Here is a 24,024-nt window from a genome sequence, read left to right on the forward strand (position 1 = left end):
CGTTGTTTGGGGGGAATATGCGTAATAATGTATCCCGCAGACGCAATATTTGAAATATAGGGCACTGCAAAAAAATGCCCGCCCCTGAAATTCAAGGACGGACAGAAGGTTTCCAGCCGCAATCAGACTGCAAGAAAGCCAGTATGCGGCGTTCTTTGTTTAACGGAAGCCCGGCTCGTCGAAGCTGCGCAATTTGCGTGAATGCAGGGTTCCTATGGCGGCTTCGTCCCGCAATAGCTCCATGGCCCGGATACCGATCTGCAAATGTTGGCTGACACTTTGTTCGTAAAAGGCATCGGCCATACCGGGCAGCTTGACCTCGCCATGCAAAGGGCGGTCCGACACGCACAGCAAGGTGCCATAGGGAACGCGGAAGCGATATCCATTGGCTGCGATAGTGGCGGATTCCATATCGATGGCAATGGCGCGGGATTGATTGAACCGCAAGGCCAATTCGTCAATGCGCAATTCCCAGTTCCGGTCATCGGTGGTGACAACGGTGCCGGTGCGCAGGCGTTCTTTCAACAGCCGCCCGTTCAATCCGGTAACACTGGATACAGCGGCGGCCAGCGCCACTTGCACTTCGGCGATGGTGGGTAGGGGAATGGCGGTGGGCAAAGCGCCATCCAGCACATGATCGTCACGCAGATAGGCATGGGCCAGCACATAATCGCCCAGCCTTTGGCTGCCGCGCAGACCGCCGCAATGGCCCACCATCAACCAGACATGACTGCGGAGCACCGCCAGATGATCGGTGACCGTTTTGGCATTGGACGGACCAACGCCGATATTGACCATGGTGATGCCGGTGCGCCCTTCGCGTACCAGATGATAGGCCGGCATTTGCGGCGGCTTGGCGATCACATCTTTCGATGGGGGCTTGCCGCGGCGCGTGATCCGCTCCCCCGGTTCTATCAGCATCTGATAGCGTCCTGCTTCCACCTCCGCGCGGCCAAACTCAATGAATTCATCCACATAGCGCTGATAGTTGGTAAACAACACGAAATGTTGGAAGTGCTGCGGATCGGTGGCGGTATAGTGCCGGATGCGGTGCAATGAATAATCAATGCGCTCTGCGGAAAACAGCGACAGAGGGGCAACGCTTTCTACCCCGCTAATGCGTTTGCCATCGACGATATCGTCATTCGTGGCAATAAGATTGGGCAGATTGAAGCGGCTTTTGATCTCGACCCGGCGTTCGGGTGTGAGGGCAGAAGCGGCGCGTTCCAAAGCAAAGGTCAGCGGAATACGGGTGGTGCTTTTCCCCACAAAAAATACAGCATCATGTTTGCGGATCAAAGAGGACATCTGATCCATCAGATAATCACGGAACACATGCGGATGGGTGATCTGCATGCCGTGAAAGCCCGGCCCGTTGATATTGCCGAAAGCCAGATTGCTTGTGCGCGATAAAGACTCCGGCTTAACAATGGCGGCCAGATACGGATAGAATGCGGGGCGTGACGGGCCTTCCAGCCGATTTTCCTGAAAGGCTTCGAAATCTTCCTTGATCAGGGCGATCGCATCTTCATAGAGCGCGGTCAGCTGATCCATCGCTTCGTCTGCCGTGTTGCAGCGGACAAGCTCCGTAGCCGGAAAGGTATTCAAAAGCGCATCGTCAGTCGGCATCAGATCCATCACGCTATTCCTTTAAGCTCTAGGCCTCTTTTTATGAGTGCTAAAGTGATAACAGGATGCTGGCAAGAGCCATGCTCTATCCGCTTGACCATATCCCCCGATCATGTGGACACGGATGGCGATATTCATTGCTTGGGCGGACATTCATTCACGAACATGCCCGCCCAAGCCTATAGCTGGAATGGTCTTAATCGCCGTAGGGCAGCCAGACATTTTTCACCTGCGTCGCTTCCCGCAGGAATTGGCGGCCTTCGCCTTGGTTGCTTGAAGCCCAGTCGCGGGCCTTGCCATTGTTCACCCATGTCCGTTTCAAATTGTCGGCGGACAGGCGTTCCACCATTTCGCTGCCTTCTGCGCTGCCGAAATACCAGATGCCATCCAGTTGATCATGTTGGGCCAGCACTTTTGCCAACCCTTCACGGTCCCCGGTAACGATATTGATGGCCCCACCGGGCACATCCGATGTTTCCAGAACCTGATAGAAATCGGTGGCGATGAGCGGATAGCGCTGGGACGGGATCACGACCGAGCGATTGCCCATGGCCAGATGGGGCGCGATCAGCGAAATGAAGCTCAAAAGCGGGGCGGTATCGGGGCAAACAACGCCCATCACACCCAAAGGCTCGTTCATGGCAAGGGCGATATTGCGCATGGGCGGTGTGTGTACCAGCCCATCGAATTTATCGGCCCATGCCCCATAGCTGAACAAGCGGGTGATAGAGGCGTCCACCTCGGCTTTGGCGGCCTTGGCAGATGCACCGGTCAACAGGCTTAAACGCCGGGCAAATTCCTCTTCGCGGATCGATAGATTTTCCGCAATATAATAAAGGATTTGTGCGCGGTTATGGGCGGTGGCTTTCGACCATCCCTCGGCCTTGAAGGCGGCTTCCACCGCATCACGGATGTCCTTGCGGTTACCATCGCCAACGCGGCCCACAAATTTTCCGTCATGGCCCGCAACAGTAAGGCTATTGCCGCCATCGGGGCGTTTTTGCTTGCCGCCGATATAATTTTTCGGCGTGCGGTCGATCACATCCACATGCTTTGTGGAAATTTCCGGCAGTTTGGCCTTGTCTATAATGTCGGACCCGGATTTGCGCCATTCATCAGACCGTTTGAGATATTCAAACATGCCTTCCCGGCCGCCTTCCCGGCCAAAGCCGCTTTCCCGATAGCCGCCGAAACCGCACGCGGCGTCGAACTGGTTGGTGCAGTTGATCCACACCACACCCGCCTTGACCATACCGGCAATTTCCAAAGCCCGGTTGATATTTTCCGACCAGACACTGGCAGACAGGCCATAGCGGGAATTATTGGCAAGCTCGGTGGCTTCCGCCAAGGTGCGGAAGGTGGTGACGGTAAGAACCGGGCCGAAAATTTCTTCCCGTGCCGCCACATTGGCCGGTGACACATCGGTAAGAAGGGTGGGCAGATAATAGCATCCTTCCGTCGGGCAGGAGACATCGGGCTGCCATTTGACGGCGCCTTCCGTAACCGACTGGTTCACCAGACTGTCGATGCGGTCCCGCTGGACGGGATCGACAATGGCCCCCATATCCACCGCCTTATCCAAGGGCGACCCCAGCCGGAAATGATTGAGCCGGTGTTTTACCTTTTCAATCAGCCGGTCTGCCACACCTTCTTCAACAAGCAGCCGCGATCCGGCGCAGCATACCTGCCCCTGATTGAACCAGATAGCATCCACAAGCCCTTCAACGGTGCTGTCGAGATCCGCATCGTCAAAGACCAGAAATGGCGATTTTCCGCCCAGTTCCAGTGTCAGCTTTTTGCCTGTGCCTGCGGTGGCCTTGCGGATCAGGCGGCCCACATCGGTGGAGCCGGTAAATGCGATTTTGGTCACTGCTTCATGGCGGACCAGCATTTCGCCGGTGTCGCCCGCGCCGGTGATGATGTTTACAACGCCATCGGGCAGGCCCGCTTCGCGGCACATTTCGGCAAAATAAAGAGCAGTGAGGCTGGTATATTCGGCGGGTTTCAGCACCACGCAATTGCCCGCGGCAATGGCAGGCGCAATTTTCCACGCCATCATCAAAAGCGGGAAATTCCACGGGATGACCTGGCCCACAACGCCCAGCGGTTCATAGCCCGCCAGTTCGCTGTCCATCAATTGCGCCCAGCCCGCATGATGATAAAAATGCCGGGCGGCCAGCGGAATATCCAGATCGCGGGTTTCGCGGATCGGCTTGCCGTTGTCCATGCTTTCCAGAACGCTTAGAAAGCGGCTGTTTTTCTGGATCAGGCGGGCCAGCGCATAAAGATGCCGCGCCCTTTGATGGCCGGAAAGTCTCGACCATTTGGCAAAGCTTTTTGAGCCGCTTCAACGGCTTTATCCACGTCCGCCTTGCCGGCGATAGAAAAGCGCGCCAAGGGCTCTCCTGTGGCCGGATCTCGGCTTTCAATGGTTTTTTTCTTATCTTCGGGCGCAACCCATTTGCCGCCAATGAACAGATCGAAACCATCGGGATGGCCATCGAGCCATTCTTGCACATAATCCGATTGTTCCGGCGCGGGACCATAGGCCATGGTCTCAAAAATCTCGGCTACTTTTGTGGACATAACGAGCCCTTATCCCATCGGGTGACGGTGAGCGGCCGAATAACGGCCAGTGACGAAATGTTCGAGCTGACGCTCGATATCGGTAAGCAGGCGGGAGGCGCCAAAACGGAACAGATCCGGATCGAGCCAATCCGTGCCCAATTCTTCTTTGACCATAATCAGATATTGCACCGCATCCTTGGCTGTGGAAATGCCGCCTGCGGGCTTATATCCGATCTTGAAGCCGGTGCGTTCATAATAGTCGCGGATGGCGCGCATCATGATCAGGCTGACCGGCTGCGTGGCGTTGACTTTTTCCATGCCCGTCGAGGTTTTGATGAAATCCGCCCCGGCCATCATTGCCACCATCGAGGCTTTCGCCACTTTGCTGGCCGAGCCCAATTCGCCGGTGGCCAGAATGGCTTGATATGGGCATCGCCGCAGGCATCCCGAAAGGCTTTCACCTCTTCATAAAGCGCTTGCCAATTGCTGGTCAGCACATGACGGCGGGTGATGACGATATCAATTTCTTTCGCCCCTGCCGCCACGGATTCCTGAATTTCCGCCAGCCGCAGATGGAAGGGCGAAAGCCCCGCCGGAAAGCCGGTGGAAACCGCCGCTACAGGGATATTGGTGCCCGCCAGAGCCTCAACAGCGGTGGCCACCATTTCATGATAAACACAGACAGCACCAACGGTGATGTTTTTATCGGCAACGCCCAACGCTTCCACCAGATCGGCGCGGATCGGCGCTTTGGCCTTGGCGCACAGGCGGCGCACCCGGCCCGGCGTGTCATCGCCAGACAAAGTGGTCAGATCAATGCAGCTGATCGCCTTCAAAAGCCATGCGGCCTGCCAGTCTTTCTTGACGGTCCGGCGGCCCTTCAGGCTTGCGACGCGGCGTTCCACCGCCGACAGGTTGATACGGATATCTTCCACAAGACCGGCATCAAAGGGAATGCCTTCATTGCGGACAATAAGGTTATGCCCAACGCCATAGGGTTGGCGATTGTCATGGGGTGTCAGATGCGTGACCTTTTGTTCACTCACGAAAGCAGACCTTTCCTTGGCGGTCGTCACAAAAAGCTTTTGCCTGCGGCCAGAGGCGGCAGGTCAAGATGCTGGCTTAAAGATTGTCCAATATCGGCAAAGCTTTCACGCAAGCCAATATCGGCAGGGGCAATATGTGGCCCAAAGGCAAGGACCGGAATATATTCGCGGGTGTGATCCGAGCCGGGCCATGTGGGATCGCAGCCATGATCGGCGGTCAGCACCGCGATGTCGTCGTCCTTCATGGCGGCTTTCAAGATGGGCAACTGCTTGTCGAAGGCTTCCAGAGCAGCGGCATAGCCCGCCACATTTCGCCGATGGCCATAAAGCATGTCGAAATCGACGAAATTGGCAAAAATGATCGCGCCATCGGGGGCGGTTTCCATTTCCGCCATCAAGGCATCGAACACCGCATCATTGCCATGGGCCTTTACGGATCGGGTGATGCCGGACCCGGCGAAAATATCGCTGATCTTGCCAATGGAAATTACCTCGCGGCCCGCTTTTTTGCCAATATCAAGAAGCGTATCTTCATGGGGCGGGGTGGCGAGATCGCGGCGGTTCCCTGTGCGCTCGAATGTTTCCGGGCTTTCCCCCAAAAAGGGGCGGGCAATGACGCGGCCAATATTATACTCGTCCACCAGACGCCGGGCGATGGCGCACAGATCATAAAGCCGGTCCAACCCGAAATGGGTTTCATGGGCCGCAATCTGGAACACACTATCAGCCGATGTATAAACGATGGGCTTGCCGGTTTTGATATGCTCTTCCCCCAGTTCGGCAATGATGGTGGTGCCAGAGGCATGGCAATTGCCCAAAACGCCGGGAAGATCCCCTTCACGCACCAGCGCTTCAATCAGCGCATCGGGAAAACAGGGGACCTCTTCCGAAAAATATCCCCACTCGAACAGGACGGGCAGGCCCATCATTTCCCAATGCCCGCTGGGTGTGTCTTTGCCGCGGCTGCGCTCTGCCGCAGCACCGTAGCGGGCCTTGGGGGCTGTGGGCAGATCAAAGGGCAGCTGCCCCCCCGCATTTCGGGCCGCATGGCCCAAGCCAAGATCCAGCAAATTGGGGATATTCAAGGGGCCACGTCGCAAGCCGGCCTGATTGGCGTGGCCTTCGGCACATTGGGCGGCGATATGGCAAAAGGTGTTCGCCCCCACATCACCGAACTGGGCGGCATCAGGCGCTTCGCCGATGCCAAATGAGTCAAGAACAGCCACGATCGCGCGCACATCAATTCCTTGCAACGAGAAAAATATAGCGACAATACCGAACAGTGCCAAAATTTGACCGAAAAGTCAAAATTGGATTCGCACAGTCAATGCAGCGTCAAGCCAAGGGCAATCACGGTTATCGCTATTTATGAGTTCACGATCTCGCAAATGTGCGCCCAAAACACAAGGCTTGTCCAGAGAACCGTTTTTTTGTTAACAATCTTTGAGAGTTTTGACAGCAAAATTATTTGCGAACGGATATTTGAACCATGGAAAAGCGTGAGGAGAGGGATTTACCACCCCTGAAACAATCTGCACGCAGCCCGGATATGGTGATCAAAAAAGAGACAATGGGTAAGCAAGAACCGTCGGAACGGGTCTATCTTGATATTTCTAACGCTATTTTCGAACAGCGCTTGAAACCGGGCACCAAGCTGGGAGAGCAGATGCTGTGCGAGATTTTCGGCGTTAATCGTCCGGTGATCCGCCGCGCCCTGATGCGTTTGTCTTATGAAACTCTGGTGGATATTCGCCCCAATCGCGGGGCCTTTGTGGCCAGCCCAAGCCCGGAAGATGCCCGCCAGATTTTTGAAGCCCGCCGTGCCGTTGAAGAATGGATCACGCGCCAGTGTGTGGCCTGCGCCGGTCCTTCGGATATCGAGCATCTGCACGCCCATGTTGCGATGGAGGCAGAGGCCAGACGGTCTGGCGATCGGCTGCATGTGATTCGTCTGTCCGGCGCGTTTCATCTGGAATTGGCAAATATCACCAAAAACAGCCGGATGCGGCGCTTTCTAGAGGAATTGGTGGCGCAAACATCGCTGATCATCAGCCTTTATGGCAAAAATGATGAAAGTCTGTGCGATGATGACCATGCGCGCATTGTAGAAGCCATTGCCCAAAAAGATTCAGAAAGCGCTGTGAAGCGCATCTGCGCCCATCTGGATTCCTGCCTTTCCAGCCTGTCTTTTGCAGAAGAAAATGACAGCACCGACCTTCGGTCTATTTTTATGGACCAGCGCCATTACAACACTCTTTCTTCATAACGCCGGATCTTCGGTGGCCCACAAGACCACTGCTTTTGGAGACATTCCCTATGACAGACTATGATATCGACGCCTGCGTGCGTGCCATTCGTGAACGCCATTCCGGGCCTTTTCCCAAATCCGCGCTGATTTTGGGCAGTGGATTGGGGCGCTTTGGCGAAACCATGCAGATGGATAGCGTCATTCCTTATGGCGACATTCCCGGTTTTCCCGTGTCCACCGTGGCCGGCCATTCGGGCAAATTGCTGATTGGCTCGATCAATGGGGCGCCGCTGGTATGTATGCAGGGGCGCATGCATCTTTATGAAGGATATCCGGCCCATCGGCTGGCCATTCCCATCCGCACGTTGAAGGCCCTTGGGGTGGAACAGATCGTTATCACCAATGCCGCGGGCAGCACCCATCTGGATATGGGGCCGGGGTCTTTGATGATGATCGAGGATCATATCAATTTTTCGGGCCAGAATCCGTTGATCGGCCCCAATGATGATCGTTTTGGCGACCGGTTTTTCGATATGTCCGATGCGTGGAATGCCGATTTGCGCGGCCAGTTGCAGGCGGCGGCAAAAGCCGAAGATGTAACGCTTCATTCCGGTGTGTATCTGCAAGTGGCGGGGCCGAATTTTGAAACGCCAGCAGAGGTGCGCATGTTCGCGCAATGGGGGGCCGATGCCATTGGTATGTCCACAGTGCCGGAATGTCTTGTGGCCCATCATGCGGGGATGAAAGTGGCGGGCATTTCAGTGGTGACCAATCTGGCCGCAGGCATTGCCAAACATGCCCTGAGCCATGATGAAACCATTACGGAAGCCAACAAGGCCTTTGAAAATATGCAGCGTCTTTTGGCGCGTTTCTTTGCCGATGGCCATAAGGCTGCGTAATCGGCACAGGGAAGGATGAAGCCGAAGGGAGCTGGGATTTGATGCTAGAAGCTGAGTTTGCAGCAGCCCAGATCAATGGCATCGCCTTCGGTTGCATTATGGACGCCTTTGGTCAGGCGGTAAGCCACGGCTTTTCCTTGCCGTTCGCTTTCCAATAACCCGCCTTCACGCAAAACCTTCAGGTGGTGGGACAGCAAATTCTGTTCCATCGCCAGATGTTCGTTGATGTCCTTGACGATCATCGGGCCATCGGTCAATAGCCGCACAATGGCAAGGCGGGTGGGATCGGCCAGCAGCTTTAGCCGATCAACGCAGGCAGTGGTGGGCAGGGATGGTGTTGTCATCAGGTTCCCGTTCTTTCATAGGGCGCATCCGCCCGATTATGTCGCCCGGTTGGCCATGACATTAGCCAAGGCGGCCCGAAAAATAATCCCGACCTTCGGCGCTTTGAGGGGTGTGGAGTAAAGCCGTTGCCGGCCCCGCTTCTGCGACATATCCACAGCCATTTTTCACCCAGAATAATGCCATATCGTCGGCAAGGCGCTGAGCCTGCGCCATGTTATGCGTCACCAACACCAGGCTCAACCGTTGTTTAAGCGATTTCAGCAGCGTTTCCACCTTTTCCGTGGCCAAGGGATCGAGCGCGCTGCATGGTTCATCCAGCAAAAGGATATGCGGCTCTAACGCCAAGGCGCGGGCCAGACACAGCCTTTGTTGTTGGCCGCCGGATAAAAGGGTGGCGTTACAATCCAAGCGGTCTTTCACTTCATCCAGCAGCCCCACGGCTTCAAGTGCGCTTTCCATCCGCTGGGCACAATGGGCGCGATTGGGCCCGAAATGTTCAAAAATGGGGATTTCCATATTGCGGCGGATGGACAAAGGAAAAGGCGTGGGTCTTTGGAAGATCATTGCCACCCGCCTGCGCAGATCCTCCAAGGGCATGGGATGATCGTGCAAAGAGGTGCCAAACAACCGCACATCGCCGCTAACCGTGCAGCCCGGCACCGTTTCATCAAGGCGGTTCAGTGCCGTCAGAAAACTGGATTTGCCGCAGCCCGAAGGCCCGACAATGGCGGTGATGCTGTTGGGGCGCACCTTTAAAGACACATCGCACAATGCACGTTTGCCGTGATAGGCAACATTTAACGCGCTGGTTTCCAGTGCATAAGGACCGGCGGGGGCATCAGCAACCATTGGGCTCTCCACGACGGCGATTGCGCATATGGCCAAGGGCCATGATCGCCAGATTGATGATCAGCAACAGTGCCACCAATACAGCAGCAGATTTATAGGCATTGGTCGATCCTCCGGGCACATTCATGGCCAGATCGAAAATATGGACGGAAAGAGCGCGGCCGGAATCGAACACCGATCCGGGCATGCGGGCAACATAGCCGCTGGTAAACACCAAGGCGGCGGTTTCCGCCAAAGCCCGACCAATGCCTAAAACAAGCCCGGTGCCAAGGCCGGGCAGGGCGGCAGGCAGCAAGATGTGCCCCATTATGGTGGTGCGCGATAATCCCAAGGCTTGCGCCGAGCGGTGATAATAAGCGGGCAGGCTGCGCAAGCTGTGTTCAACCGAGCGGATGAGAAACGGCAAAATCATGACTGCCAAAGTCAAAGCACCCGTCAAGATGGAAACGCGAAGCCCCAGATATTGGGCAAAGACAGCATTGCCAAACAGCCCGAATATGATGGAGGGCACACCGGCAAGGGTATCAAGGCTTTGGCGGATCAATCGGGAAATGCGCGGATAGACATGGCATAATTCGCTCAGGAACATGCCCGCAAGCAACCCCAAAGGGGCCGCAATCACGATGCTGAGGCTGATGATATAGAGGGTCGCCACCAGCACACTGCGGATGCCGCCGCTGCGTCCGGCATTGAGCGGGTTCTGGATAAGGAACGCCAGATCGATCCCCGCCAGACCACGCCATAAAATGTCGCCCAAAATCCACAGGAACAAGGCCGCCAGCAAGAACGCTCCGCCGGCAAAAGAGGTGGCAAGAATGCGGTTGGAAACAGAGCGCTTCATGGGGCTTTGTCCGTACCGTCGCTTTTAAATCCTGCCGCCATGACAATGATCAATGTTATCAGCATCACCAAAAGCCCGCTCATGAACAAAGCCGCGCGATGTGCATCCAGCGCATAGCCCATTTCAAGGGCAATATTGGCGGTCAATGTGCGGACAGGGTCCAAAAGCGATGCGGGAATATGCACCACATTGCCGGCCACCATCATCACGGCCATGGTTTCTCCCAAAGCGCGGGCAAGGGCCAATAATATGCCGGTAACAATACCGGGGCGGGCCTGGGGCAGAATGATGGTGCGCAGGATTGTGCCGCGCCCCAGTCCGAGAGCGCGCCCGCTTTGCACCGTTGCCATTGGCACACTTTTAATGGCCAGCAGGGAAAACACCGTCAAGGTGGGGGCGATCATGATGGCCAGCACGATGCCTGCCGTTAGCATGCTGGTACCGGGCGGCGAGAGGTGCACCATGATGGGGACCAATGTCACCAGCCCCCAAAGGCCAAACACCACCGAAGGAATACCGGCCATCACTTCGATCAGCTTTTGCCCGAATGCGGCTATTTTGGGTGGCGCATAGACGCTGAGATAAAATGCGGTTGCCAGCCCCAGCGGAGCCGCCAGAAGCAACGCCAGAAAGCTGACGGACAGGCTGCCGACAAGAATGGCCAGCAAGCCGAACCGACCCATAGAGGGACGCCAATCCGTACTGGTTAAAAGCGTGCTCAGGGACGTGTGGTTCAGGACCGGCCAGCTTTCCATGCTGATGAACAAAACAATGAACAACAGCAAAACGCCAGACAGAAGGCCTGCAGCCATCAGCCCGATGGACAGAAACCGGTCAGCGCTTCGGCGGGACAAAAGCAAGGCTCCGGATAAGCGCATCGGCGGAGTCGGATTGCGCGAAAGCAATAAAGTCTGCGGCTTTGGGGGAGGATGTGTCCTTTGTCACAAAATTCAGGGCGCGGGTCATGGGGAAACGGCCATCGGCCACAAGGGCAGTGCTGGCGGCAATGCCATCAAGATGGAGCAGCTTGATGGAGGCACCATGTTCAATGGCGGTTTCCGCCGTGCCGATAGAGACATAGCCAATGGCCGAAGGATTGGCGGCCACGGTTTTGATACCTTGTTCATTGTCGCCGATCACCACATCGGGGCGGATATCGTCGTCAGACAGCCCAAAATATTTCAAGAATATTTCCAAAGTGGAACGGCCTTGCGCTTTATGGACCAGAACCACCTTTTGGTCGGGGCCGCCAAGGGCCGACCAATTGGCAATCTTGCGGGTATAAAGGGCGCTGGTTTGGTCGCTTGTCAGGCCGTCAACAGGATTGGTCTTGTGTATAATCAAGGCAACGCCATCGCGGGCGACCAGATGGCTTACAAGATCGGATTCCGTTGGCTTCAGCGCCCGGCTGACCATGCCGATATCGGCAAGTCCGCGGCGGATATCGGAAATACCGCGCGAAGAGCCGCCGGTTTCCACATCAATGCGGGTTCCCGGATGGGCTTTTTCATAAGCGCGGGCCAACTCGGCTGCTAAAGGGGCAATAGTGGACGAGCCGGTCAGCAAAATGCGATTTTGCTCTCCATATCCGCTTTCGGGAATGAAGCCATATAGAATGGCAGCAGCCAAGGCGAAAGCAGCGCCAAATTTTGCCAGAGTTTTGGGCGACACAATAGACCTGTAAGATGAGATCATAAGGCGGTTTTGCCTGAGAGATGATCTCTAACTTAGATCGGAACCAATGCCAATTGACATCAATGTGAATTGATTTCAAGAGTCCTTGCGTTTTACCCGGCTGGCAAGGGCGCTGGCCATCAGGCCCGGCGGCGTTTGCGGAGAGAAATGCGTCAAATATGCTCCATCGGGTCCCATCAGCATGATGTTGGTGCTGTGGTCGATCAGATAGGTGCTGTATTCATCGGCTTCGGTTTTGGAAAACCGCACCGCATAGGCTGTGGCCATGCGCTTGATATCGGGCAATGTGCCGGTAAGCCCGGTGATGCGCGGATGAAAGCTTTGAAGATAATCGGAAAGGGCATCCGGCGTATCGCGCTCCGGGTCCAGCGTGACGAAAACCGGTTCAATGGCTGAAACCAGATCGGGATATTTCTTTTCCATGTCATAAAGGGCATTGGAGACGGCCAGAAGCGACATGGGGCAGACATCGGGGCAGAAGGTATAGCCAAAGACCATCAGCATATATTTGCCGCGAAAATCATCGGCGGAAACCGGTTTTCCATCGGTGCCGGTCAGAATGAAGGGGCCGCCCACAGGGGCATCCAGATCCACCTCCATATCCGCTTCTGGAAGCGCATCCGCATTGGTGGCAAGGGCCGTCTCTGACGACCGGTTGTTCATATAAAAAGAAAAGCCCACGGCCAGAATGATGGCAACGCCGAGGATGAGAAGCCCCATCCCCCGCCGTGAATTCTTTGGCATGTCCTTGCTCATGGAACGATCCAGTCGCTAACCGGGATAACGCCTTTGCGGTTGCTATCATCAAAGCGCACGATCAAGGCGCCTTTGGACCCAAAACGCTGGCCCGGACCCAGGGAAAGGCGCGGATGCGGGCCGGGATCGAACGCGGTGCCGATATTGTGCTCGATCAATTCCAGCAAATAGGCGCCATAATAATCGCTCAACATATGTTCGACAGCGAACTGTATGGATTTCATGGCATAATAGGCCTGCAACTGCATGTGCCAATCGGGAATAGCCAAACGGCGGGCCCGTAGCCACGCACGGATGCGATAAGAATCCGCATGATATGCACTGGGCTTGTCATAAGGATAGGTGGCCAATAACAAGGCCCGCTTCGATAGATCCACGTCTTTGCGAACAGCGTCGATGGCGGTCGATGCCACATAAATGGGGCGTTTTTCATCCGCTTTTGTGCTGTTTAACGCTTTTGCTGCGGCATCCACATGATGGCCCGGCCAGATCACCAGCGTATCGAAGGACTTTTTATCCTTTAAAGCGCGTTCAATGGCTTTGGTCAATGCTTTGGCTGACTTGACCTTTTTGGTTTTTAGCGAGGCATTTTCCAGCTTTGTATCAAGGACTGTACCGAATTCCGCGGCAGGGCGTGTTCCTTCTGCATCATCGCTATGGATTTGCAGGATACGGCCCACTTTTTCTGAGCCAGCCAGATGGGTAGCCAGAACATCGGCTTCCAGCATCAACCCGCGCGAGAAATAGATGGTGAAGCTGTCTTCCCCCACTTTATCTGCGGGAAGATCGGTGACAGGCAAAATGCAGGGCACGCGCTTTTCATCGCAAAAATTGGCGACGGGGGTATAATCGCCTTCCACCAAGGCACTGGCCACAAAAAATACCGGATGGTCCTGATAAAGCGCATCCAGTTGCGCTTGCCATGTGTCTTCGCTACCGGTCAAACGCCACACGTTCACATCCCATTCCCGATAAGAATCGAGAAATTCCGAACGGTAATAAGGGGAATAGCCGGGGCGTGCCAGATCGGTGCGAATGTCTTTATTGATCCAATCGGCATAAGCGGTGACAAGGCTGGAAAAGGCCTCCGCCCGCTCATCGGACACATTGCCGGCGATGATGGTCGCCACTTGCAACCGCTTTTCGCTGACGCCTTTATCAACATCAGCATAATTGCTTTTTAAAAAGGCGGTCAGATTGGCCACATCCGCATCAGACAGCGCATAGCGGGGCATGATAAAATCGAGCTCACGGCCCGCAGGGTCAACGCCTGCACGAATGGCATGACCCAGGCTTTCCTGATCATAGGCTTCGCGCAGCCGCCCACGGCGGGCGCCATCAACAAAGAGCGGCCCTTGCGGTTCCTTGTAATATTCCTTGAACCGCTCATTGCGCAGGGCCCGATTGGAAACACGGTCCTCGAACAAATAGGATGCGGTAATGGGAGGGACATAGGTGCCCCCTTCGCTGGACCCCATACCGGATGGACGATGGCAACTGACGCAGGTCATCTGACTGCCATCAATGCTGAGATCGCCTGCTGTGACACCTGTAATCGGAGCGCCATCGGCCCCGATCCCTTCATAATAAAGCGCCCGGCCTAGAGCGATATCGCCCTTGCCAGCGGCATTGTCTTGTGCCGAAGCGGAAGGGAACGCGCCCGTTGCAACAGCGCCAAGAAGCGCGGAACAAAGCGAAAAAATACGAAGAGATGTCACAATCCGGGGTTCCTTTATCGTGCGGCCGTTTCGTGCTGAAGAACGGTGGTGAATTCTTTGACCAGAGCCGCTTTGCTCAGCAATCCGTCCAGCCGTGTCCACTCATCACCAGCCTTGCTGCGCAGATAGGTATAGGGGCGGTGGTAAATCTTGTTATTGCTTTCCAAAAGCGCATCGAAGTTCCCGATCACCGTCCGGATATCTGCGAGAGAGCCGGTGAGAAAGGTCCAGTTTTCGCCAGCATTATATCGCTGGGCATAGCGGGCCAATCTTTCGGGTGTATCATATTCAGGATCGATGGAGATGGATAACAACCGGGTTCCGGGGGCAAGATCAGCCATTTCATGGGAGGCTTGGGAGAAACTGGCCGATAAAACCGGGCAAACCGTAGCGCAACTGGTGAAAATGAATTGCAAAGCCACCGGGCCGGGCTGATCCAGCATATCCTTGAGAGAGCGGGCCGTTCCCGATTGATCGTAAAGCGTTACATCGGGGGTGCGATAAGCGGAGCTGGTAATCTTGTAATTGGCACTGGGCTTGGCCGGTCCATCGAACATGATGAATTTCTGTGAGCCATGCCCCATTTCATGTTCGCCCGATTTCATATCATGGCCCTTGTGCATGTCATGACCGGCATGGGCATCTTGCGCCACGACCGGAAGAGCAAACAGAAAAAGCGGGGCGGCCAAGGAAAGAGCGAAAAGCCCCGAACGGCGGTTGTGGGAAATCGTCATGTGCGTCCTTCCTTCAGATAAGAGATAACCTATTGGTTCAGAGATCGTCTGGAATGAAAAACAGCCTGTTTTGAAAATTTGCAAAAAACTGCCGGGCCGAAGCCCGACAGTCTGAATATTTAGGCGCAAATCTTAGTGCACCGACCAGATCGCCACACCATGATGGAAGGGATCGAACTGGTAGAAGCGCAGACGCTGGGCCGGGTCATACCGATATTCGATTTCCACATCATGCTCACCAAGGCCGTCGGCATTGGTGTTGCTGGAAGATAACTGGCTGGCCAGCAACAGTTCCTGCTGGATGAGAGTGGCTTTTTCACCCTGTGTCATTTCCCGTGCTTCTTCCATGGTGGTGGCCAGGTCGCCCAAGCCTTCCATGGTCGCAGCGGAGCCGAAGATGCCATTTTGCGTGTAACCGCCTTCAGGCAATTCAGCCGGGGGCACAATAGCCGGATTGATGGTGTTGGGCATCCAGTTGGTCCGCCCGAAGGTGAACCACGGACCCTGACCGTTCAGTGGCAGCGTGTTGTGGAAGGTGTTTTCCCAGCCGCGCAGGCCACCGAAATCGATGTTCATATAGGCATGAGGGAAATAATCACCGTTCAGCAGCTTCACTTTCAATGTGGAGCCACGGGTGACCCATTCGTCCCAGCGAGGCTGGGCATGGGTGGAGCCATCATGACCATTTACCGATCCATAAATGGTGTTGTTCACATAGAACAGCGTGACATGGGAATCGGGATCATCATGAACACCGCGTGGCAGAACATTGCGGTTCTTCCAGTCGAAGAACGCGGCTTCGATTTCGTCCACCAGCAAACGTGCGGTACTGTTCGCATCACGACCATTGAAGTTATATTCCTTCAGGGCCTTTAATGCGAGCCACATGCGCTTGGCCGGAGCCAGATCGCCGATCATAGAGATAGCGGCCAGCTTGGCTTCTTCACTTGAGGACGGTGCCGCACCGAAGACATCGATTTCCCACTGGTCGAGTGTTTTACCAGCAGCGACCTTGAGGGTGTTTTCGATGGCCTGAATGCGCTGGGGATGGACGCGCCAGCCCCAGTGATAAGTCAGATTCCAAAACCGCCCGGGAGCCATTTTGTACTCAAACTCATAGCGCTTGCCTTCATTCATGGGGAAGAAGGTGCCGTCCAGAGCCACGGACGGAACAGCAGTCCCATTCCGTAGATTGGGATCGTCGAAATACATCACGAAGGGGGCAAAGTCTTCATGACCGCGGGCCACCACGTCGATGACATAGTGGATGGTCCATTCCTCGTCGAGGACATTGGACGGATCAATGCCGAAGGTGTCGGACATAACCGCATTGCGAGTCCAGACCTGATGCACGGTGACGGATTTGGTCTCTGGATCCACCACTTTCATCTGTTCGGGGCCTTTGTAGTTCAGCAAAGGCATGCCGCTATAGACCCGGTCGATTTCATTGCCTTCAAGGATATCGATGGCGAATTGAACATCGTCCTGATCAACGCGAACGGCGACCCGTTCACCGATCTGTCCTGCGCCATTGCCACGGCCAATCACCTCACGGTCACCACGGCGCGGATCGGCAGGAACGCGAAGGCCGCCGCGGAAGCGGGTTTGCAGGGTTGCCCACAATTCACGCCAGTCCGTGGCTTCTTTCAAGCGCTTGATCACACGGGCCAGGTCTTCTTCAGGGCCGCGGTCATCGCTTAACACACTCACCACTGGATCGGGATGCAGATTATAGGGGTTCTCTGCAGTCGAAGGCAGGGTGTTGGGGATTTCATTCCCCGCAGAATCCAGCGCATTGCCATAGATCGTAGGCAACAGGTTGGATGGGTTTGTGCTGTCTGCACCCATTGTCTCCGAAGGAGCAAAGGGGTGGCCAGCGCCCGACAGACCCTCGGCAGTGCCTGTTTTATAGACCGATTTGGTGCCATCATTGATGACGTCCATAGTCCGGTCTGCGGGCAGGGGCTGGTAAGGCGCCCCATCCTGGGCGAATACCGTTCCGGTCCCCGCCAGCAACAAGGCTGGCAAGAGAGCGGCGGTCATGCGCCTTTCGAGTTTCGTTCTCATTACGTCACTCCATTCATTCCGTTTGAGCCAATCGAGCAGCGCTTAAAGCGTTGCTCTGTGGTTCCACGCATAGGCGCTCTTGCCCGGAAGGGCAGGGCCTGCCATCTGCGGAGACGCCGGCTTTTTGCGGGGAAGCATCCAGGAGATGCGGTGAACGGCATCCTGCGTCGTGATCTTGGCAGGGAAGGTGCCCCAGATCCGGGCATTGCCGGTGGCATTGCCGTAGAACACAAGGCGGCCCATGCCAGCACTGGCACCACGGTTGAAGTGATACATACGCTGGGCAAGCATGGCAGGTTCTTCGCCGCTTGCACGCATGAACACCCATCCATCCGGTGCGTTGTGCTTGGCGGCAAATTCGGCCAAACGTTCCACCGTGTCGTTCACCGGATCAACGGTGATCGAGGTGAGGAACACATCGCGACCGACTTTATCCCCAAGACCTTCAACGATTTTCGCAATCTGCTCGGTCTGGACGTGCATTTTGTCGTCGTCGATCGAGAAGAAATTGACCATGAACACTTTGTTCTGGATGCGATCTTCAAAGAAACGGACGGGTTCACCTTTATGAGACATGGCGCGCACATCGGGGAAACCGCAGCGTTCATTCAGATCGAGCTGATGCACCGAAGTGGGCGTCAGGCTCTCATTGGGGCCACACTGGGCGGCGCCGCTCAACAATTGTCGTCTTGTCGTAGACATCGAACTGTTTTCCTTTTCGAGAAAATTTCCTGGAAGGGGCTCAGTCGCCGTCGCCCGGCTCCACAAGATCCCAACGCACCATCATGGCGTGATCCTCATGCACCACATTGTGGCAATGCATGATGTACGGACCGAGGAAATCGCGCCAACGACCGAAGAATTTCACTTCGTCGCCCGGTCCGAGTTCCACCACGTCTTTCTTGGTGTCCAGGAAGCTGAAAGGTTCAACCGGTTTCCCGTTGACTTCGAAGATCTGGAATTCCTCCATGTGCGTATGCACCGGATGCGCCCAGCTATCGCCGGTATTACGCCATGTCCAGATTTCCGCCGAACCGCGTTCGATCTTCGCATCGGTCCGGTTGGGGTCCATAAGCTCGCCATTCACGGTGAACAGTCCGCTGTCATAGTCGAAGTCCCAAACCCGCTCGCGCCGCACTTCATTGAAGTTGATGTCGGGCTGACGGCGCATGAAGTCGGGAATCTGTGAAGGATCTTCCACATCGCCCGCCTGCACGCGGAACTGCATGATCAGATGGCCTTCATCAAGCTGGGTACCGTCTTGCCCTGCGCCATCTTCACGCATGCCAAGGCGGTTGACGATGTAAACATTGTCGCCGGGATTGAAATTGGAGAAGTCAATGATCACATCATTACGGTTGGCCACCCAAAGCTTCAACGTTTCGGATTCGATCGGCGTTTCACGAAGGTTTCCGTCGTTGGAGAGAATGAGCCAGTTGGTTGCACGCTGGGCATTCGGGTCAGCACTATCAGTTGCAAGATGCAGCTCATAGAGGCGGCTCGGCCCACCATTCAGGATGCGGAAGCGGTATTTGCGGCGCTTCACATCAAGATAAGGCTGGATGGTGCGGTTGACCGTCATGGTATCGCCCAGCATCCCGAAGGTGGTGTGCTGGAAGCTTGGCAGATACTCGCCGTCGATTTCCTGAATGTCGGGAGAGAAGAAGTCCCAGACAACCTGGCCGTTTTCGTCGAACTGCACATCATGCAGGATCAGCGGAATGTCGTATTCGCCGCTGGGAAGACGGAAGGCTTCGGGATTCGTATCTCTTTCATTGTCGGAATCTTTCTCGTCGAACAAGAGATAGAAACCGGCATTGCCCGCATACACATTGGTGGCAGTGAAATCGAGACGATGGTCATGATACCACAGGGTGGTCATGCGCTCGCGGTCATCGCGTCCGGTTTGGTCACCGGCCGGGAAGTTACCATAATGGTAGTCCCAGAATTCGCCCGGCTCGAAATAATCCTGCGGAATACCATCGGATTCAGAAGCCGTATGGCCATTATGCAAATGGATTGAAAAGCTGGGAACGGCGAAATTGACATTCCCTGTGCCAATTTCCGGATGTTCATTCAAACGACGAACAAACACAGGCTCGCCATATCGGGCCTTATAGGTCGGTCCGGGGGCGATATTGGTGAAATTGGGACCAGTGAAGGTGTAATGCCACGATCCCTGATCGAAAGGAGGTTGCGGATGGTAGGACCACCGCGACTCCTGCATGCGCTCATAATAGAATTTCTGAGGCGTGAACTTGTCGTACAGCTGATGCCGTTCGGGGTCGGGCGCCATGCCGCCAAGGCTAGGGTCCAGAAGATCTGACTGCGGCACGGATTGGGCAACAGGCATCCGGAACAATGGAGCCGTGAAGGGGGTAACCTTCGGACTGGGGCGCGAAACCCAGGACGGCCTGAATGTTTGTGGGAAAATCAGCGCTTTGCGGGAAGTTCCCCGGTTGGCGCTCGATAACATGCTGTGGTGGAGCGCTCATAGCATACTTTGATGCAAGGCCTGCGCCTGCGGCGGCGGCCCCCAATTTCAAAGCATCTCGCCTTTTGAACATAAGGATTTCTCCAGGTTGACGTATAGATCCGCGTTGCCGCTGAAGCGGTTGCTTCAACGGGTGGGTTTTGACCTTCGCCGATACGTGCAATCTGCACGCTGTGTTCGCGTGACCCCTCGGCTCGATCGATTCAGCAAGATCGCTTCCCTCCTCTTAGTAGAGCCCCCAGCAAGGGAATGGTGATGGTCCGTATCATGCGATCATTGCGTGAATAAGATTATCAAAACTAAACCTCGTTGTGCAACTATAAAGTGCTCATCTTGGTTTCAACATATTTCTTCATAATTCTGCATCCCTGCAAGTTTCAAATTTATGAACAAGAAAAATTTTTACAAAATGTAAAATATGAAATACAAAAACATGATATATCAGTATGTTAAATAATCTTTTTTTTCCTGTGTTGTTGACAAAAATGTGAATTTTGGTGTTTGTGGTTTTACGATGTCATTTCGTTTTGTATATTAATAGTAGTATTATGAAAATATGTGAAATTGTAAATATTCCATATTAAATTTATCCCATCCCTTTTTCTTAAGAGAAAATTAACCAAATCGTAATCGTAAAGGGTGTATTCTGGCGCACGCCCATGAGGAAAGGTCCGGCGATGGCGACGAAGAATTCCATGTCCGATCAATTCGCCACTTATCTGGCGGATAACGGGCGTTTGCAGCCGGCTATGTTGGAGCGCGCGCAACGCGTTAGCGAAAGCACCGGTGAATCATTGAGCGTTTTGCTGCTGAAGCTGGGCTTGATGTCGGAGCGCGATTTGGCCGATACATTGGCACAGTGTTACGGATTGAATCTTGTCGAGTCGGCGGATTATCCGATTGATCCTGTTGATGGCGCTGATTTCAAGATTCGATTCTTGCGCCATGCGCGACTCGTCCCTTTGGCTTTGTCCGACGAGGAACTGGTTTTGGCCATGGCCGATCCGGGGGATCGCTTTGCCATTGACTCTATGGCGCTTCTGACCGGCCGGTCTGTTCGGGTCATGGTCGGGCTTCCCAGTGAAATTGAACAGGCCATTGAGCGGCTCTATGGTCCTCAACGAGAAACAGCGTCCAATGCCGATGATGGATTGGACGGGTTTGATGATGGCCTTGAGACGGATATCGAGCGCTTGCGCGATCAGGCAAGTGAGGCCCCGGTGGTCCGCCTTGTAAACCGGATGATTGGCGATGCCATCGACCTGCGGGCCTCGGATATTCATCTGGAACCATATGAAACCCGGCTGCGCTTGCGCTATCGCGTGGATGGGGTTTTGCAAGATGGAGAGGCGCCGCCGGCACGGCTGAAAGCGGCGATCGTCTCGCGCCTCAAGATCATGGCGAAACTCAATATTGCCGAGAGGCGTTTGCCGCAGGATGGCCGCATCAAGCTGGCGGTGCGCGGCTCTGCGATTGATTTGCGTGTGTCCACCTTGCCGTCTTTGTTCGGGGAAGGGGTGGTGCTGCGTGTTTTGAACCGGGATTCCGTCAGTCTCGATTTTGCATCTTTGGGGATTGAAGGAGACAATCTGCAACGGCTGAAAGAAGGCTTGACGCGTCCCAATGGCATTTTCCTTGTCACCGGGCCGACAGGATCGGGGAAAACCACCACGCTTTATGCTGCCCTGTCGTCTCTTAATGATGCCGAGCGTAAAATTGTCACCGTGGAAGATCCGGTGGAGTATCAACTGGACGGGGTAAACCAGATTCAGGTGAAGCCAACGATCGGGCTGACCTTTGCCAGCGCTTTGCGCGCGATCCTGCGACAAGATCCCGATATTGTTCTGATCGGTGAAATCCGTGATCTGGAAACCGCACAGATTGCCTCGCAAGCGGCGCTGACCGGGCATCTGGTTTTGTCCACTTTGCACACCAACAGCGCTGCGGCCTCTGTTACGCGGCTTTTGGATATGGGGGTGGAAAGCTATCTGGTGACAGCAACCCTGAACGGCGTGGCCGCGCAAAGACTGGTCCGTCGATTGTGCGATGCCTGCAAAACGCCTTATTCCGTGGATGAAGAAACCAGTTTAAAACTGGGGCTGGATCGCTTGGGCGGCGGCGTGGGGGATACGCTTTATCACCCGAAGGGATGCGAACAGTGTGGCCAAAGCGGATATCGTGGCCGCACCAGTATTTTGGAAACATTGGTCATGACCGATGACTTGCGGCGAATCATATTGAAAGATGGAGACGAACGGGCGGTTCATCGGGCAGCCGTGGCGGCAGGAATGCGCACGCTTTATGAAGATGGCTTGCGCAAGGCTCTTTTGGGGGAAACGTCTGTGGAAGAAGTTCTCAGAACAGCACAGGAGGGCTAAGGCACCATGGCTGTTTTCAGCTATCGCGCGGTGGATGGTGCAGGCAAACTGGTGGATGGCCAACAGGTTTGCCCTGACCGTGCCAATCTGCTGGATGATTTACGCCGTCAGGGGTTGCAGCCCATCTATATCAAAGAGCGGGGGAGCACTGGCGGGCGCGCCGCAGGTGGCCTTGGCGGCCTGGGTTTTTCCCTGACACTAAATAAAGAACGCCATTTGGGGGATGAGGGGCTGGCCTTGTTCACGCGCGAAATGGCAACCCTTGTGGATGCGGGGCTGCCTTTGGAACAGGCGCTGTCCATGCTGGCCCAGCAGCAAAATGGCCAATCCGCTGGCGCAAAAGCCGCTGCAGGATTGTTGGAGAAAATTCGCGCAGGGTCCACATTTGCCGATGCTCTGGGGGCCGAGCCCGATCTGTTTCCGGGGCATTATATCGGTCTAGTGCGGGCTGGAGAGGCGGGCGGCACATTGGATCAGGTGTTGATGAGCCTTGCGGATAATCTGGAACGCGCCCGCGCTTTGAAACAGGATATTAAATCGGCCCTCAATTATCCCATTTTGATTTTGGTGGCTTCGGGCGGGGCTGTTCTGGTGTTGCTTTTGGGGGTGATCCCTGAATTCGAGCCTTTATTTGCAGGGGCCGGGGCGGCACTTCCCGCATCGGCGCGGTTTGTTATGGGCGCTTCCCGGGCATTGCGCGAATTCTGGTGGGCTTTGCCGCTTTTGGCTTTTGGCCTTTTCATCTTTTTACGCCTTGTGTCTCAAAATCAGGCGGTGCGCGATAAAGTGCATGGCTGGATGCTGGATATTCCCGTTGTGGGGCCTTTGCTACGCAAGATCGAAGCGGCCCGTTTTTGCGGCACCTTGGGGGCTTTGCTGACCAATGGGGTTGAAGTGGTTCCCGCTTTGCAAATGAGCGGACGCACGGTGTCTAATTCAAAATTGGCCAGGGCAGTGGAGCAGGCGTTGCCTCGATTGCGCCGGGGCGAGGGATTGACCGGTCCGCTGGAAGAAAGTGGCATCCTTCCTCCTTTGGCGTTGCGGCTTTTGAGAGTTGGCGAAACCAGCGGCAAGCTGGACGCGATGTTGCTGACCATTGCCCGCATTTATGAGGGCGAAATCAGCCGGGAAACACGCAAGCTGGTTTCTATGCTAGTGCCGCTTGTGACATTGTTTCTGGGCTTTGTGGTGGCGGGGATCATCGGATCGATCTTGTCCGCTATTCTGACCTCTTATGATTTGCCATTTTAAGGGGGGATGATGCACAAGCGCCCATATCCCGTTCAAAGACGGCCCAATGGCTTCACCATGATCGAGCTGTTGGTGGTGATGGCGGTGATGGGGCTTGTGATTGCCGTTGCCACACCGCGCTTTCACCATGCATTGCCGGGTTTGGAATTTCGGCATGCGGTGCACAATCTGGCCGCCGCCATGCGCCAGACACGGGCGGCGGCCATCGCACGTGGAGCCACGCAAGTGCTGGTGCTCGACCTTGACGATTCCCTGTATCATTTTCCCAATGGTGAACCCCAAGCATTGCCGCAAGGTCTGCGCTTTGAAAATCTGGTGGATGTGGCAGACATTGACCGGGATAAAAGGCAGGTGCGCTATGTATTTTATCCTGATGGCACATCGCCGGGCGGACGCGTTTTAATCCAGACGGGGCAGGGCACTACGCCACGATCTGCGGTCATTGAAATCGACTGGCTAACCGGGCGCGTGCGCGTCCAAGAGGATGCGGATCGTGTGTAAACGGA

19 protein-coding genes and 2 pseudogenes are annotated in these 24,024 nt (G+C 55.2%); 5 read left to right on the forward strand and 16 right to left on the reverse strand.

Annotated elements, in window-relative coordinates; all coding sequences use genetic code 11:
• Positions 1-159 precede the first annotated feature (159 nt).
• The 5 genes and pseudogenes from JCM17844_RS00950 to JCM17844_RS00965 form a co-directional block, all read right to left on the reverse strand.
• Positions 160-1,629: an AMP nucleosidase gene (locus JCM17844_RS00950; RefSeq protein WP_149999563.1), complete on the reverse strand. Its 1,470-nt coding sequence runs from the start codon at positions 1,627-1,629 to the stop codon at positions 160-162.
• Positions 1,630-1,825: 196 nt separating this feature from the next.
• Positions 1,826-2,770 (reverse strand): aldehyde dehydrogenase family protein, encoded by a 945-nt coding sequence (locus JCM17844_RS16990; protein WP_371864733.1) that lies wholly within the window; start codon positions 2,768-2,770, stop codon positions 1,826-1,828.
• A 42-nt stretch (positions 2,771-2,812) separates the two neighbouring features.
• Positions 2,813-4,215: pseudogene (locus tag JCM17844_RS16995) on the reverse strand (aldehyde dehydrogenase family protein); the annotation flags it as partial.
• A gap of 9 nt (positions 4,216-4,224) precedes the next feature.
• Positions 4,225-5,171 (reverse strand): annotated as a pseudogene (gene deoC, locus JCM17844_RS17000) (deoxyribose-phosphate aldolase).
• A gap of 98 nt (positions 5,172-5,269) precedes the next feature.
• Positions 5,270-6,481, reverse strand: a complete 1,212-nt coding sequence (locus JCM17844_RS00965; RefSeq protein WP_149999254.1) for a phosphopentomutase — start codon at positions 6,479-6,481, stop codon at positions 5,270-5,272.
• 332 nt (positions 6,482-6,813) lie between these two features.
• Between JCM17844_RS00965 and JCM17844_RS00970 the strand changes: the two genes are divergently transcribed.
• Together JCM17844_RS00970 and JCM17844_RS00975 are read left to right on the forward strand one after the other, a co-directional pair.
• On the forward strand, positions 6,814-7,509 hold the full coding sequence (locus JCM17844_RS00970) for a GntR family transcriptional regulator (RefSeq protein WP_210431093.1): 696 nt from the start codon (positions 6,814-6,816) through the stop codon (positions 7,507-7,509).
• 50 nt (positions 7,510-7,559) lie between these two features.
• Positions 7,560-8,390, forward strand: a complete 831-nt coding sequence (locus tag JCM17844_RS00975) for a purine-nucleoside phosphorylase (protein WP_149999256.1) — start codon at positions 7,560-7,562, stop codon at positions 8,388-8,390.
• A 44-nt stretch (positions 8,391-8,434) separates the two neighbouring features.
• On the opposite strand, the gene JCM17844_RS00980 is transcribed toward JCM17844_RS00975, so the two are convergent.
• The 11 genes from JCM17844_RS00980 to JCM17844_RS01030 form a co-directional block, all read right to left on the reverse strand.
• A complete protein-coding gene (locus tag JCM17844_RS00980; RefSeq protein ID WP_149999257.1) occupies positions 8,435-8,734 on the reverse strand; it encodes an ArsR/SmtB family transcription factor in 300 nt (99 codons plus the stop codon).
• Positions 8,735-8,795: 61 nt separating this feature from the next.
• Positions 8,796-9,584: a phosphate ABC transporter ATP-binding protein gene (locus tag JCM17844_RS00985; protein WP_149999258.1), complete on the reverse strand. Its 789-nt coding sequence runs from the start codon at positions 9,582-9,584 to the stop codon at positions 8,796-8,798.
• Positions 9,574-10,425 carry a phosphate ABC transporter permease PstA gene (gene pstA, locus JCM17844_RS00990; RefSeq protein ID WP_149999259.1) on the reverse strand — a complete coding sequence of 284 codons (852 nt, stop codon included), beginning with the start codon at positions 10,423-10,425 and terminating at the stop codon, positions 9,574-9,576. Before pstA ends, JCM17844_RS00985 begins: the two co-directional genes overlap by 11 nt.
• Entirely contained in the window at positions 10,422-11,279 is an 858-nt protein-coding gene (gene pstC / locus JCM17844_RS00995; RefSeq protein ID WP_210431094.1) for a phosphate ABC transporter permease subunit PstC, read from the reverse strand. The genes pstA and pstC overlap by 4 nt, the downstream gene beginning before the upstream one ends.
• Positions 11,260-12,096, reverse strand: a complete 837-nt coding sequence (locus JCM17844_RS01000) for a phosphate ABC transporter substrate-binding protein (RefSeq protein WP_210431095.1) — start codon at positions 12,094-12,096, stop codon at positions 11,260-11,262. Before JCM17844_RS01000 ends, pstC begins: the two co-directional genes overlap by 20 nt.
• A 99-nt stretch (positions 12,097-12,195) precedes the next feature.
• Positions 12,196-12,876: an SCO family protein gene (locus JCM17844_RS01005; protein WP_149999262.1), complete on the reverse strand. Its 681-nt coding sequence runs from the start codon at positions 12,874-12,876 to the stop codon at positions 12,196-12,198.
• Positions 12,873-14,594: a c-type cytochrome gene (locus tag JCM17844_RS01010; protein ID WP_149999263.1), complete on the reverse strand. Its 1,722-nt coding sequence runs from the start codon at positions 14,592-14,594 to the stop codon at positions 12,873-12,875. Before JCM17844_RS01010 ends, JCM17844_RS01005 begins: the two co-directional genes overlap by 4 nt.
• A gap of 14 nt (positions 14,595-14,608) precedes the next feature.
• On the reverse strand, positions 14,609-15,328 hold the full coding sequence (locus JCM17844_RS01015) for an SCO family protein (RefSeq protein ID WP_149999264.1): 720 nt from the start codon (positions 15,326-15,328) through the stop codon (positions 14,609-14,611).
• A 132-nt stretch (positions 15,329-15,460) separates the two neighbouring features.
• The gene (locus JCM17844_RS01020) at positions 15,461-17,395 is read right to left on the reverse strand and encodes a hypothetical protein (protein ID WP_149999265.1); all 1,935 of its coding nucleotides are present in this window, start codon (positions 17,393-17,395) and stop codon (positions 15,461-15,463) included.
• Positions 17,396-17,437: 42 nt separating this feature from the next.
• Positions 17,438-18,097, reverse strand: coding sequence for an SCO family protein (locus tag JCM17844_RS01025; RefSeq protein ID WP_149999266.1), 660 nt, complete (start codon positions 18,095-18,097; stop codon positions 17,438-17,440).
• A gap of 40 nt (positions 18,098-18,137) precedes the next feature.
• Positions 18,138-19,748 (reverse strand): multicopper oxidase family protein, encoded by a 1,611-nt coding sequence (locus JCM17844_RS01030; protein ID WP_210431096.1) that lies wholly within the window; start codon positions 19,746-19,748, stop codon positions 18,138-18,140.
• A gap of 818 nt (positions 19,749-20,566) precedes the next feature.
• Here JCM17844_RS01030 and gspE point away from each other — a divergent pair.
• The 3 genes from gspE to JCM17844_RS01045 are packed head-to-tail and all read left to right on the forward strand — an operon-like array spanning position 20,567 to position 24,019.
• A complete protein-coding gene (gene gspE / locus JCM17844_RS01035) occupies positions 20,567-22,267 on the forward strand; it encodes a type II secretion system ATPase GspE (RefSeq protein WP_149999268.1) in 1,701 nt (566 codons plus the stop codon).
• Between the two features lie 6 nt (positions 22,268-22,273).
• The gene (locus JCM17844_RS01040) at positions 22,274-23,518 is read left to right on the forward strand and encodes a type II secretion system F family protein (protein ID WP_149999269.1); all 1,245 of its coding nucleotides are present in this window, start codon (positions 22,274-22,276) and stop codon (positions 23,516-23,518) included.
• Between the two features lie 9 nt (positions 23,519-23,527).
• Complete coding sequence (locus JCM17844_RS01045; RefSeq protein ID WP_210431097.1) at positions 23,528-24,019, forward strand: GspH/FimT family pseudopilin; 492 nt, start codon at positions 23,528-23,530, stop codon at positions 24,017-24,019.
• Positions 24,020-24,024: the final 5 nt, after the last annotated feature.

The sequence above is a fragment of the Iodidimonas gelatinilytica genome (assembly GCF_008579125.1).
In the GTDB taxonomy this organism is placed as follows: domain Bacteria; phylum Pseudomonadota; class Alphaproteobacteria; order Sphingomonadales; family Rhodothalassiaceae; genus Iodidimonas; species Iodidimonas muriae.